This window comes from uncultured Arthrobacter sp., assembly GCF_947495145.1.
Lineage (GTDB): Bacteria > Actinomycetota > Actinomycetes > Actinomycetales > Micrococcaceae > Arthrobacter_D.
In genome coordinates this window covers 1-12,586 of sequence record NZ_CANLXP010000020.1, presented here as the reverse complement: position 1 = coordinate 12,586, position 12,586 = coordinate 1, and the positions used below count along the sequence as shown (strand labels likewise).

General features: G+C 63.8%; 14 protein-coding genes. 6 read left to right on the top strand and 8 right to left on the bottom strand.

What is annotated here, in order from left to right:
• Together Q0877_RS13595 and Q0877_RS13590 are read right to left on the bottom strand one after the other, a co-directional pair.
• Positions 1-246, bottom strand: a complete 246-nt coding sequence (locus Q0877_RS13595; RefSeq protein WP_299168697.1) for a hypothetical protein — start codon at positions 244-246, stop codon at positions 1-3.
• Positions 247-375: 129 nt separating this feature from the next.
• Positions 376-1,839 (bottom strand): cryptochrome/photolyase family protein, encoded by a 1,464-nt coding sequence (locus Q0877_RS13590; protein ID WP_299168695.1) that lies wholly within the window; start codon positions 1,837-1,839, stop codon positions 376-378.
• A gap of 47 nt (positions 1,840-1,886) precedes the next feature.
• On the opposite strand from Q0877_RS13590, the gene Q0877_RS13585 reads away from it, so the two are divergent.
• Positions 1,887-2,606: an ATP-binding cassette domain-containing protein gene (locus Q0877_RS13585; protein WP_299168693.1), complete on the top strand. Its 720-nt coding sequence runs from the start codon at positions 1,887-1,889 to the stop codon at positions 2,604-2,606.
• A gap of 5 nt (positions 2,607-2,611) precedes the next feature.
• Here Q0877_RS13585 and Q0877_RS13580 read toward each other — a convergent pair whose 3' ends face one another.
• Together Q0877_RS13580 and Q0877_RS13575 are read right to left on the bottom strand one after the other, a co-directional pair.
• A complete protein-coding gene (locus Q0877_RS13580; protein ID WP_299168690.1) occupies positions 2,612-3,334 on the bottom strand; it encodes a response regulator in 723 nt (240 codons plus the stop codon).
• Positions 3,331-4,962, bottom strand: coding sequence for a sensor histidine kinase (locus Q0877_RS13575; RefSeq protein ID WP_299168688.1), 1,632 nt, complete (start codon positions 4,960-4,962; stop codon positions 3,331-3,333). The genes Q0877_RS13580 and Q0877_RS13575 overlap by 4 nt, the downstream gene beginning before the upstream one ends.
• Before the next feature lie 206 nt (positions 4,963-5,168).
• Here Q0877_RS13575 and Q0877_RS13570 point away from each other — a divergent pair, with 206 nt between their 5' ends.
• From Q0877_RS13570 to Q0877_RS13555, 4 genes are read left to right on the top strand one after another with little or no spacing between them, the layout of a single operon-like run.
• A complete protein-coding gene (locus Q0877_RS13570) occupies positions 5,169-6,167 on the top strand; it encodes a tripartite tricarboxylate transporter substrate binding protein (RefSeq protein ID WP_299168686.1) in 999 nt (332 codons plus the stop codon).
• A 5-nt stretch (positions 6,168-6,172) separates the two neighbouring features.
• Positions 6,173-6,721: a tripartite tricarboxylate transporter TctB family protein gene (locus Q0877_RS13565; RefSeq protein WP_299168684.1), complete on the top strand. Its 549-nt coding sequence runs from the start codon at positions 6,173-6,175 to the stop codon at positions 6,719-6,721.
• Positions 6,714-8,273 carry a tripartite tricarboxylate transporter permease gene (locus tag Q0877_RS13560; RefSeq protein WP_299168683.1) on the top strand — a complete coding sequence of 520 codons (1,560 nt, stop codon included), beginning with the start codon at positions 6,714-6,716 and terminating at the stop codon, positions 8,271-8,273. Before Q0877_RS13565 ends, Q0877_RS13560 begins: the two co-directional genes overlap by 8 nt.
• Entirely contained in the window at positions 8,270-8,662 is a 393-nt protein-coding gene (locus Q0877_RS13555; protein ID WP_299168681.1) for a universal stress protein, read from the top strand. Before Q0877_RS13560 ends, Q0877_RS13555 begins: the two co-directional genes overlap by 4 nt.
• 119 nt (positions 8,663-8,781) lie before the next feature.
• On the opposite strand, the gene Q0877_RS13550 is transcribed toward Q0877_RS13555, so the two are convergent.
• From Q0877_RS13550 to Q0877_RS13535, 4 genes are all read right to left on the bottom strand, one after another.
• Positions 8,782-9,282 carry an SRPBCC domain-containing protein gene (locus Q0877_RS13550; RefSeq protein WP_299168679.1) on the bottom strand — a complete coding sequence of 167 codons (501 nt, stop codon included), beginning with the start codon at positions 9,280-9,282 and terminating at the stop codon, positions 8,782-8,784.
• 24 nt (positions 9,283-9,306) lie between these two features.
• Positions 9,307-9,642: a helix-turn-helix transcriptional regulator gene (locus tag Q0877_RS13545; RefSeq protein ID WP_299168677.1), complete on the bottom strand. Its 336-nt coding sequence runs from the start codon at positions 9,640-9,642 to the stop codon at positions 9,307-9,309.
• 55 nt (positions 9,643-9,697) lie between these two features.
• Positions 9,698-10,237 (bottom strand): dihydrofolate reductase family protein, encoded by a 540-nt coding sequence (locus tag Q0877_RS13540; protein WP_299168675.1) that lies wholly within the window; start codon positions 10,235-10,237, stop codon positions 9,698-9,700.
• A gap of 68 nt (positions 10,238-10,305) precedes the next feature.
• Entirely contained in the window at positions 10,306-10,863 is a 558-nt protein-coding gene (locus Q0877_RS13535) for a TetR/AcrR family transcriptional regulator (protein ID WP_299168672.1), read from the bottom strand.
• A 64-nt stretch (positions 10,864-10,927) separates the two neighbouring features.
• Between Q0877_RS13535 and Q0877_RS13530 the strand changes: the two genes are divergently transcribed.
• Entirely contained in the window at positions 10,928-12,475 is a 1,548-nt protein-coding gene (locus tag Q0877_RS13530; RefSeq protein WP_299168670.1) for an MFS transporter, read from the top strand.
• Positions 12,476-12,586: the final 111 nt, after the last annotated feature.

Below are 12,586 nucleotides of genomic sequence, written 5' to 3'. Positions count from 1 at the left end.
TCAGCTCCGGTGAGTGTCGGAGCCCGCGGCGTCGTTATCGCTGGTGGTAACGCGCACTGTTCCGTTCAGCTTCCAGGTTGCCCGGGGCGCGTCCGGTCCGATGTCCCGCGGAACCTCGACAGTCATGTCGATGAAGCTGTAGTTGACGGCAGCACCTTTGCCGGTGAGGTAGGACCACATTTCCTCGGCGAGGTCCGCCCAGTCGCGGATGCTGCGGTTGTTATCGATAGAGGCATTTTCAGACATGACGAATTCCTAGCGCGTGATCGACTCTGTCCGGCGCCCTCTACCCGCCTGACCTGACAGGTCTGAGCCTAACCCGCGCCGGCCCACAAGTGAACCCTCCCCCCGGAAGCTGTCCGATAACTCTGCAGGTCATGCAAGCCACCGCTCAGCCTCGGCAGCGAGCTCCTTCCGGCGCCCGGCGTCCATCCGATCCAGCAGCCGTACGCTCATGCTTGAGCGCGGATTACCGGCCAGCAACTCCCTGTAATCCGCGACGAACCGCCAGTACAGTGCGTCCCAAATGTGCTGCCAGTCGCCCTGGGGGAGGTCACTCATCTTGCGCAGGTAGTTGCTGCCGCTGATGTAGGGCTTGGTTGTGATCGCGTTGCCCACCGCGAACTGGCTCATGGCATAGACGTTGGGAACCATTACCCAGTCGTAGGCATCGATGAACATGGTCATGAACCACTCGTACACGTCGTCCGGATGGATGCGAAGGAGGACGGCGGCATTTCCCAGCACCATTAACCGCTCAATGTGGTGGGCATAACCGGTGTCGAGGATGCGGCGGATGACCGTGTCGACCGGCTCTATTCCGGTGGTGGCTTCATACCAGGACTGATCCAGGTTACGGGACATCCCGAGGTGGTTGCTCTTCCGCATGCGTCGACCATGCTGCACATAGGACGCACGCATGTACTCCCGCCACCCGATGATCTGGCGTACAAAACCTTCTACGCTGGCGATCGGCGTGCCGTGCCTTCTGGCGTAGTCCAACGCGATTTCGACGACGTCGGCCGGCTTCAGCAGCCCGGTATTCAGGCTCGAACTGAGGGCGGAATGGAACAGGAACGAGTGAGTTTCGGTGATGGCGTCCTCGTAGGGGCCGAACAGCTCGAAGCGTTCGGCAAGGAAGACCTCCAGTGCATCAGCGGCGGCGTGATGGGTGGTAGGCCAATTGAACCCCTCCACCTCGCCGGGGTTGTCCGGGAATGCCTGCCGGACCCACGCGCGGGCGGCAGCGACGTCGTCGTTCTCCCTGGTGAAGTTCGGCAGGGCGGGCACAGTGACCTTCTTCGGCAGCTTCTTGCGGTTCTCGGTGTCCAAGCTCCATCGGCCGCCTGAGGGCGAGCCGTCCTCGTCGAGGAGGATGCCCAACCGCTTCCGCTGCCATTCGTAGAAGTTCTGCATCCTCCAGCCGTTGGAGGAGAAGTACCGGTCCAGGTCAGCAGTGGTGCAGATGAACGCGGGGGTTTCCTCAACCGTCGTCTCGATCGAGAGCTGTCCGAGAGTCTGGGTGAGGCGTTGGCCCAGCCAGTCGTCGACGACGTCGTAGTAGGTGCAGGAGGTCGCTCCGATGCGCTTCAGCACCTCAGCGAGCGCTTCCTGGCTGGGCGTCGAAGGGTTCGTCTCCACGTAGGTGACTTCCCGCCCGGATTCGCGGAGACGCCGCTCGAACGCGTGCATGCTCGCCCGGTGCAGCACCAGCTTCTGAACGTGGAACCGGTACTGGCGGAAGAACAGGTCATCCTCCACGAGGATGTAGTGCCGGGACTCCGAAGCGTGCAGGTGCTCCTCGAAGAGCTGGTGCGGAAAGATCAGCTGAGCATGCATGTGCACACAGTAGTACCAGTGTCAGGGGCTGCTGTCAGAATGAATTCATGGCATTCGACCGGCACCCCCTCCGACGGCTGGAGGAAAGCCGGGAGAATCCTCTGCCCCGGAAGGTGTGGCCTGCTACGCTCCCGCCGGTTCACCAGCTGCTGCAGGACGGGCTGGACCTCGGGCCCGCCACGGTGTTTGTCGGTGAGAACGGTTCCGGGAAGTCCACGCTGATCGAAGCGATCGCTGAAGCGTATGGTCTGTCGGTCGAGGGAGGATCAACCGGTGCGCAGCACACCACAAGGGCTTCGGAATCCGGGCTGGGCAGACACCTGCAACTGATCCGGAACGCCGGGACCACGAGGCGGGGCTATTTCCTCCGCGCGGAAACGATGCACGGCTTCTTCACCTACCTCGAGAAGAACCCGAGCACCCGCGGGGACGCCGCATTCCATGACATGTCCCACGGTGAGTCTTTCCTGGAGCTGGTTGTTGACCGCTTCCGCGGCGCGGGCCTGTGGGTGCTGGACGAGCCCGAGTCAGCGCTGTCCTTTTCCGGCTGCCTTGCACTGGCTGGAGTGCTCAAGCAGCTGCTCGCCGGCGGCAAGTCGCAGGTACTCCTGTCGACGCACTCGCCGCTGCTGGCAGCTCTTCCCGGAGCACGGATTCTTGAGGTAGGCGATTGGGGCCTTCGGGAACGGGAGTGGGAAGACCTGGAGCTGGTTTACAACTGGCGGGAGTTCCTGAAGGCGCCCCAGCGGTACCTGCGGCATGTCTGACGGGTCTAACTGCCTGTCCAGACGTAGAACTTCTCCGGCCGGCCCGCCGCACCGTACTTCGGGACGATGCGTGCGCTGCCCCTGGTAACAAGGTACTCGAGGTATCTGCGCGCGCTCACCCTTGCGAGGCCAAGCTGCGCTGCAACCTCCGAGGCAGAGAAACCGGCGCCCGAGGAGCGAAGCGCACCGACCACAGACTCGAGGGTGGGCTGGGACAGGCCTTTCGGTAACGAGCCCGTGAGCGTCGGAGGGGCCACCTGCGGCGCCTTGGCCGGCGTCGCGGCGAGCAACCTGTCGATGCGCTCCTGGTCCAGTGGACCGGCCGAGACGGAACTGTGCTCCGCGATGCTTGCCCTGTGCCGCACGTAGTCGTCCAGCCGCTGCATCAGGACTTTCGAGTTGAATGGCTTGACGAGGTAGTGCAGCACTCCGCCGGCCATTGCGGCGCGCACCGTTTCCAACTCGCGGGCAGCGGTAATGGCAATGATATCCACCGGGTCCCCGGGAAGGTTGCGGGCTGCCCGCAGCACCTCGATTCCAGACATATCGGGCAGGTGAATATCGAGCAGCATCAGCTCCGGCTTCAGCTGGCGCACCTTTTCGAGCGCCTCACCTCCGGAATTCGCTACGCCGACGACGTCGAAGCCGCCGTGCGCGAGGAGGAACCCTGAGTGCACGCCGGCCACTTCCTGATCGTCATCGACGACCAGCGTTGGAATGAGATTCACGACGTCAGTGCCCCGGCGTCCGCGGCGGCCCGCGGTTCCATTGCGCGCCGGTGATTCTGCTCCGGCAAAATCGGCGCAGGGCCCAGCGTCACCGCAATGTGCGCGCCGCCCAGCACCGACTCTGTGACCGACACCTGGCCAGAGCGGCGCTCAGCGACCCTCTGGACGAGTGCCAGCCCGAATCCGCGTGAACCGCTGCCTGCTGCGTCCTTGGTCGAGAAGCCAGAGGAAAATACCTGCGACCGAAGGTGCTCGGGAATGCCCGGACCGTCGTCGGATACAGCGATGGAACAGCCTGCCGCGTCCGAGGTCAGCTGGACGTGGATCATCCCGTTGGAACCGACAGCGTCCACAGCGTTGTCGATCAGGTTACCGAGCACTGTCACGGGGTCTGTGGTGCCGTCCGCTTCGAACGTCGACGTCTCATCGACGATCAGGGTGATGCCCTTCTCGGCGCAGATCGTTGTCTTGGCCATCAGGAGACTGGCCGTGTCCGGGTCGCTCACACCGGGCGAGACGTCTCCGGATACTATCGAACCGCCATGTCCGGACCGGGAGATGAAGTCCACCGCCTTGTCCGTCCGGCCCAGCTCAAGCAAACCTGAAATGACATGCATCTTGTTCGCAAACTCATGGGCCTGGCTTCGAAGGGCCTGGGTGACGTCACGTGCGCCGTCGAGGTCCAGCAGCAGCTGGTGCAATTCCGTGCGGTCGCGCAGAACCAGGACGCTTCCCACCCGCCGACCATCGACGACGGCATCACTTGAGCGGGCGAGGAGTACCCGCTCGCCCACCAGAACCGTTTCATCGGCGTCGCCCGCTGAACCGAACATGCCTGCCAGGGAAGGTTCCAGTACAGCAGTTGCCTGGCGCCCCTTCACCTCGTCACCGAGGTCGAGCAGCCGCTTGGCCTCATCATTGAGCACAGCAAGCCGCCCACGCTCGTCAACCGCGACAACCCCTTCCCCGATGCCGTGCAGCATGGCATCACGTGTTTCGAGCAGCGCGGCGATCTCTTCGGGTTCCAGCCGGTAGATACGGCGCCAGATGAGCCTCGAGATCCAGATCGATCCGGCGGTGCCGGCCAGGGCGGCCACAATCAACCAGGCGAGCAGCACCGGCAGGTCTTCCTGCAGATCAGCGGTAAGGGTCGATTCAAGCGTTCCCACGGAGGCAGTCCCGATCACGGTGCCGTCTCCACCCCAGATGGGTACCTTCACACGCCATGACTCGCCGAGGGTTCCGGTCTGGGTACCAACGAAGGTCTCACCGGATAGCGGGACGGACGGGTCAGTCGACACCATCTGGCCAATCATGTCCGGGTTCGGATGCGAGTACCGGATGCCGACGTCGTCAGTCACCACCACATACGTGACTCCGGTGGCCTGCGTGGTGAGCTCAGCGATCGGCTGGATGACCGCGCTGGGATCCTCGTCGTCGAACGCGTCCACAACCGACGGCAGCTGTGCGATGGACTGCGCCACCCCGACCATGCGGCCCTGGTAGGCGTCGCGGATCTGCTGCTCCTGCATCCGCACGGCAACAGTACCGGCAACGAGCACAATGATCAGCACGATCAGCAGCTGCAGGAAGAACAGCTGTGATCTAAGCGACATTGAGCGGACCATGCTTCCATTCTCGCATGATCGGGTGTATGAGCCGTCTCGCTGGAGGGGCGAAATCGATGGCCGGAGGCGTGACTGTGACTGTGACTGTGACCACAATGACCACTACGCACGTTGTGACCGTATGGTTTCCGCCGGGCGGATACCTTCCTACGCTGGACCGGAACGTGTGGTGAGGCGCATCACACCAACGGAAGGAAAACCCCCGAATGAAGCACGAGAGCACAATGAAGCGCTTGTCGGCTGTGGGCGCTATCGGCGTCGCATCTGTCCTTGCCCTGTCCGCCTGCGGCAGCACGTCCGGCGGGACAGAGACCGAAGCCGGGATCGACCGGCTCAACATCATCGTCCCCGCTGATCCGGGCGGCGGCTGGGACCAGACCGGCCGTGCCATGCAGAAGGATCTGCAGGAAAACGACCTGGTGGGCAACGCGTCAGTGGTGAACGTCGGCGGCGCCGGCGGCACCAACGGCCTGGCCCAGCTGGCCACCGAGCAGGACCCCAATACGCTCATGGTGATGGGCTACGTCATGGTCGGCGCGGTCGAGACCAACGCGGCAGAAACCCGCATTGAAGACACCACGCCCATCGCGCGGCTGACGGAAGAGCCGCTGATCGTCGTCGTACCGGCCGACTCACCGTTCCAGACCATCGAAGACCTGCTCTCCGCCGTCGAGGAAGACGGGCAGGGCGTGTCCATCACCGGTGGATCAGCAGGCGGCGCTGACCATATCCTCGCCGGCCAGATGCTCAAGCAGGCAGGCATCAGCCCCGATAACCTCAACTACATTCCCTACTCCGGCGGCGGTGAATCACTCGCAGCGCTGCTCGGCAACAAGGTGTCTGCCGGTATCTCCGGCGTCGGCGAATACGCCGAACAGGTGAAGGCCGGAAAGCTGCGTGCCCTGGCAGTATCGGGTGAGGAACCCGCAGCTCAGTTGCCGGACGTTCCCACCCTGACCGATGAGGGCGTGGACCTTGTGCTGACCAACTGGCGCGGCGTCGTTGCCCCGGGAACCATCGACGAGGCCAAGGCTGCCGAGCTGACCGAACTGGTCACCGAAATGTCCGAGACCGAAGCCTGGCAGACCACGCTCGAGACCAACGCCTGGGACGACGCATTCCTCGCCGGCGAGGAGTTCGACGCCTTCCTGACCGAAGACATTGCAGCGGTCAAGACCACCTTGACCGAGATCGGTCTGCTGTAACGGCGATGAGCTCTTCAATCAACGGGGCGACGGGCGGAAGCGGCACCAATACCGCGCCCGCCCGTCCCCTCGGCGAACTGATCTTCGCGGGAATGATCGTCTGCGTCGGCGTCGTCGGTTTTGTTGCCGGCGCGCAGATTCCCATCCCGCCGTCCGCCGGCGTTGTTGGCCCCCGCGCCTTCCCGTTCATTGTCTCCGGCATCATGGTGGCCATCGGCATCGGGCTGGTCATCCAGCTCCTTCGCGGCCACACCGGCGCGGCCGAGGAGGGCGAGGACGTTGATCCCGACGTAAAAACCGACTGGCTGACCGTCGGCAAACTCGTCGGATTCCTCGCCCTTCACATCGCGCTCATCGTCCCCCTCGGCTGGCCGGTAGCTGCCGCCATCCTGTTCTTCGGTGCTGCCTGGTCCCTCGGTGCAAAGCCGTGGTGGCGTAACGCGGTCATCGCCGTCGTTCTGGCGCTGATCCTCCAGTTCGTGTTCGCGGGCCTCCTCGGAGTCTCGCTGCCGGCCGGCTTCCTCCTGGAAGGCGTTGAAATCTTCAATGGATAATTTCATGGCATTGCTTGAGGGTTTCAGCGTTGCGATGCAGCCGATGTACCTGCTGTACGCGCTCGGCGGCGTGCTGGTAGGCACCGCAGTAGGCGTTCTGCCCGGTATTGGCCCCGCCATGACAGTGGCGCTGCTTATGCCGATCACCTACAGTCTCGACCCGACGGCGGCGATCATCGTCTTCGCGGGCATCTACTACGGCGGCATGTACGGCGGCTCCACAACCTCGATTCTGCTGAATACCCCGGGCGAATCGGCCTCCATTGTCACTGCCCTCGAGGGCAACAAGATGGCCAAGGCCGGCAGGGGCGCAGCGGCACTCGCGACGGCGGCAATCGGCTCGTTCATTGCCGGAACCGTGGCCACCGTGCTGCTGAGCTTCGTGGCACCCTATGTTGCCGAGTTCGCCGTGCAGATCGGGCCCACCGAGTACGTGGCGCTCATGATCGTTGCGTTCCTGACCGTCGGTGCGCTGCTCGGAGCATCCGTGCTTCGCGGGCTCGCGTCCCTGGCGCTGGGCCTGTTCATCGCCCTGATCGGCGTGGACGCGCTGACCGCCCAGCAGCGGTACACCTTCGGCAACCCGTTCCTGGCGGACGGTATCGACGTCGTGCTGGTTGCAGTCGCGCTCTTCGCGGTGGGTGAGGCGCTCTACGTTGCCTCCCGGCTTCGCCACGGTCCCGTCAAGGTCATTCCGGTGGCCGGACGCTGGACCAACTGGATGCGCAAGGAGGACTGGAAGCGGTCCTGGAAGCCCTGGCTTCGTGGAACGTTCATCGGCTTCCCGGTGGGAACCATTCCCGCGGGTGGCGCCGACGTCGCAACGTTCCTGTCCTACGCCTCCGAGCGGAAACTCGCGAAGGGTGAGCGGAAGAAGCAGTTCGGCAAGGGCGCTATCGAAGGCGTTGCCGGCCCGGAGTCTGCCAACAACGCAGCCGCGGCCGGTGTGCTGGTCCCGCTGCTGACGCTTGGCATTCCAACGACGGCAACCGCCGCCATGATGCTGGTCGCGTTCCAGCGCTACAACATCCAGCCCGGGCCCCTGCTGTTCGAGGTTGAGGGCGCACTGGTATGGGCATTGATCGCGAGCCTGTACGTGGGCAACCTGATGCTGCTGGTCCTGAACCTGCCGCTGGTCGGCATCTGGGTGAAGATCCTGCAGATCCCGCGGCCCTACCTCTACTCCGGCATTCTCGTCTTCGCCGCCATGGGCGCGTTCTCCGTGAACTTCACCCCGGTGGACGTGTTTGTCCTGCTGGTGATCGGCGTGCTGGGGTTCTTCATGCGCCGCTACGGCTATCCGATTGCACCGATGGTGGTGGGCCTGATCCTGGGCCCCATCTTCGAGGATCAGCTGCGGCGTTCCCTTGCCATCTCGCAGGGCGACCCGACCGCACTGGTCAGTACACCCATTGCCGCAACCATCTACGTCGTTCTCATCGTGATCTTCGTTCTCTCCTTCTGGCTGAGGAAGAGGCAGCGGGCCATGGAGTCCGAGGTCGTGGAAGAGACACCGGCTGCAGCCGTTGACCTGAAAGAAGGCGGGAAATGAGTTCGGTTGTGCTGGGCTACGTGCCGAATGCGCTGGGAGATGCTGCGGCGGAAGCCGCGGTGCACGAGGCCCGTCAACGCGGCGCGACACTCGTGGTGGTCAACACCACCCGTGCGGACCGTCTAGTGGACCCGACCTATGCCGACGACGACGACATGTCGCGCCTGCAGGGCACGCTGCGGACATCCGGGGTGGACTTCACCGTCCATCACGGCACGTCGAAGGACACCGCTGCGGAAGACGTGCTCGACGCTGCTGAACGTCATGCTGCCGAGCTCATCGTCATCGGGCTGCGCCACCGCACACCGGTGGGCAAGCTCATCATGGGCTCCACGGCGCAGTCGATCCTGCTGGGCGCGGCCTGCAACGTGCTTGCAGTGAAAGCCTGACGCCCGTTTTCGGTTCCATCCGGTTCGGTTCCGTGCAGGTTTGACCAGATCCGAGACGAGGCCCGCGGCATGTCGTAGCAGACACGCCGCGGGCCTTCTCCATACCTGCGAGAAACGGTTCAGACGCGGGCACGCTCCGCCAGGATCCCGTCGATCTGGCCCATTGCCTCCTTGAGTCCTTCCTCCATCCCCATCTCGATCATCTGCTGGAGTTGGTCGGCGCTTTCGAAGCTGGAGGCCACAGTCATCCGTGTGCGGCCCGCTTCAACTTCCTCAAGTGTGACGACGGCGTGCGTCTCCCCCAGCTCGTCCATCGGGGCACCGGACTCATCCGCGAAGCCGTCGTCGAACTCCAGCCGCCGGGGTGAGTCGATGGCCGTGAACTTCCACCAGCCCCCGCTCTTGTCCCCTTCCGGTCCCGTCATGTAGTAGCTCGACGAACCACCCTCGCGGAACTCATGCTTGTCAAACGTGGCCGGGTAGGTCGGCGGGCCCCACCAGCGCTCGAGCTGGCGCGGATCTTCCCAGATTTGCCAGACTCGCTCGACGGCGGCGTCAAACTCCGCGACGATCGTGAGGCTGAGCGCCTCGAGGTCCTTTTCAGTGCTGATGACAGCCATGATGCTTACCTTTCCTGATGTTGACTACTCATCCTCGGCGAGGATTTCGGTGATCCGATCGATCCGTTGGCGCCAGATCAACTCGTACTCGTCAAGCAGGTGCCGCGCCTTCCGTACTGCATCCCGGTTAGCCCGCACAATCTGCTCCCTTCCGCGCTTCTCCTTGGTGACCAGAGACGCCTGTTCCAGCACTGATACATGCTTCTGCACCGCCGCGAAGCTCATGGCGTAGTGCGCAGCCAGGGCCGAAACGGAGTGCTCCTCGCTGATTGCACGGAGCACAATGCTGCGCCGCGTCCTGTCCGCGAGAGCGTGGAACAACCGGTCCACTTCAGATTCCGAAAGCTGATCTACAACCATTTGGTTGTAGATTATTCCTCCTGGGCTCCGCCGTCAATAGTCTTCGTTGCCTCATTCAGCGGACGGTGTACCGGGTCTGCACCGCGCCGCCCTTGAAGGCCTTCACCTCGTCGAGCTGCAGGCGGACATCCGCCGGTAACGCACCGAACAGCGGTTTTCCTTCCCCAATCAGGACGGGAACGCGGGTGAGGGTGAGCGTCTTGATCAGACCTGCCGCGAGGAAAGTGCGCACAGTTCTGCCGCCGTCGACGTACACGTTGCGGGCGCCGTCGTCGTCCAAAAGCGCGGTGGCCTCATCCAGGGAGCGGACGATCCGGATGCGGGAATCGTCAGTCTGAAGCGTGGTACTCAGCACGAACACGGGCGTCTCGCCGTAGAACCACTCGCCCATCGCCTGGACGATGTCGTAGGTGCTTCTTCCCATCACCAGGTGGTCGACCGAAGCCATGAATTCTGTGAAGCCGGAGGCGCCCGGGTCATCAGCTTCACCCGCGGCGCCGCCTGTGAGCCAGTCGAGGCTGTCATCGGCCCTCGCGATCATGCCGTCGACGCTCATCCCGATGAACACATGCCCGGACCACTGCCGCTGAGTCATGGCAGCATCGTAGACCCGGCACACCCTTTTCGGGAGCCGGCAAGCCTATTGGAACCCGGCGGCCGCGACTATGCCCGCCGCTGGATTTGGGCACCGTCGCGGACAATGAGATCCACGATTGCGAGAACCTCCTGAAGGTCCTCTCCGCTCTGCCGCTCGGAACCCGCTCCAGCAAAGAAGGCGGCGTCGTAATACAGGCCGTCACCGAGAAGTTTCACCGCACGGGCAACGGCCCGGCTTCCGAGCTCGGCCTCAAGGGCGCCGAGCCATTGCTCCTGGATGAGGGCGAAGGTGGACTGCGCCGTCGGGTGACCCTGCTGGGCCAGACGCGCCATCGCCACCAGTGCGCGGTCCAGCGGACTGTTTTCATACATCGAAGTGCGGACGTAGTAGCGCGCCGACCCTTCGGGATCCGCTGCCATTGCCTCCCGGTCGCGGGCGACGAGCCCCTCAAGACGTTCGGCCAGGCCATCAACCAGTGCTTCCTTGGACGGGAAGTGGTAGAGCAAGCCGCCCTTGGAGACGTCAGCCGCCGCCGCCACCGCTTCCATCGTGGCACTGCGCTCACCATCGCTGATGAGGATGCTTTCGAAGCTGTCGAGGATCCGTTCGCGAGCGCTGGCCATGACCTTAATCATACTGACGCTCGAAGGCTTTACTGTACCGGCTGGACGGTATAGCTTTGAGATCATGACCCAGTACTACACCTCTGTCCCGGCTGCCACCCGATCGCTCGCGGTTCCTCCGCGTGCCGGGCGTCGCGAGTGGTGGGCACTGGCGGCTCTGATGCTGCCGGTGCTGCTGGTAGCCGTGGACAATACCGTGCTGAGTTTTGCGATGCCGGAGATCTCGCTGGCGTTCAACACCAGCGGCACAACGCTGCTCTGGATCATCGACAGCTATCCGCTGGTTCTGGCCGGCTTGCTGGTCGCGATGGGAAGTTTCGGCGACCGCTTCGGGCGGCGCCGGCTCCTCATGATCGGCGCCACCGGTTTTGCCGTTTTCTCGGTGGCCGCAGCCTTCGCGCCGTCCGCGGAGCTCCTGGTGGCCGCCCGTGTCGGCCTTGGGGTGTTCGGCGCCATGCTGATGCCGTCCACACTGTCGCTGATCCGGAACATCTTCCTTGACCGTAACCAGCGACGCCTCGCCGTCGCTGTGTGGGCAGCCGGTTTCTCAGCCGGTGCGGCGCTCGGCCCGCTGGTGGGCGGCGCACTTCTCGAGCACTTCTGGTGGGGCTCGGTCTTCCTGCTGGCGGTTCCCGTGCTTCTGGTTCTCCTCGCTGTCACTCCGCTGCTGGTTCCGGAGTCGGCGGACCCGAGCCCCGGGCGCGTCGACTACGTGAGCATCGTGCTCTCGGTGGGCACCATGCTGCCCATCGTTTTCGCCATCAAGACCTTAGCGAAAGGCGGGTCGGCAGCAGTGGTTGCTGCCGCCGTCGTCGTTGGTCTTGCCGCGGGTACCGCGTTTGTCCGCCGCCAGTTGGGGCGACAGAATCCCATGCTCGACGTGCGGCTCTTCACGGTGCGGCCGTTCACCGGCGCAGTGCTGGTTAACCTGCTCGCGATCTTCTCGCTGGTCGGGTTCCTCTACTTCGTGTCCCAGCATCTGCAGCTGGTGCTGGGGCTCAGTCCGCTGGAGGCCGGCGTCGTTCTGGTGCCCGGCCTGATTATGACAATTGTTGCCGGACTCGCCGTCGTGCCGCTGATCCGGAAGGTTGCGCCGCATGTTGTGGTGCCGGCCGCCCTGCTGCTCTCGGCGGGCGCGTATGCGTTTGTTGCACTGACGAGTCAGGGCGGATCGATCGGAGCATTGCTGGCGGCGTTCGTCCTTCTGGGCGCGGGAGTGGGCGCATCGGAGACTGTTTCGAACGACCTCATCCTGTCCAGCGTGCCCGCCGCGAAGGCCGGGGCCGCGTCAGCAATTTCGGAGACAGCCTACGAGGTAGGCTCCGTCTTCGGTACGGCACTCCTCGGGAGCATTCTGCTCGCGTCCTACCAGGAGCACCTCGCGCTGCCTGCCGGGCTGAGTCCTGAACAGGGGACGACGGCGACAGAAACGTTGGGCGGCGCCATCAACGTCGCATCGGAGTTGCCTGCCGAAAGTGCTTCGCTGCTGCTCGGCTCGGCATTCCACGCATTCGACAGCGGCGTTGTCATCACATCAGGCATCGGGGCGGCGCTTATGCTGGCGGCTTCCGGATTGGCGTTCTGGAGCCTGCGCAAGCCGAACGTCCCCTGACCGTTCATTGAGCAGGACACGCCCCTAATCCCGAGGGCAAAGTCATATGGTCGAAGCAACGCTCTGATTGATGGAGCGTTTGATGGTCAAGTTGTTTCCTGTGAATGCGCG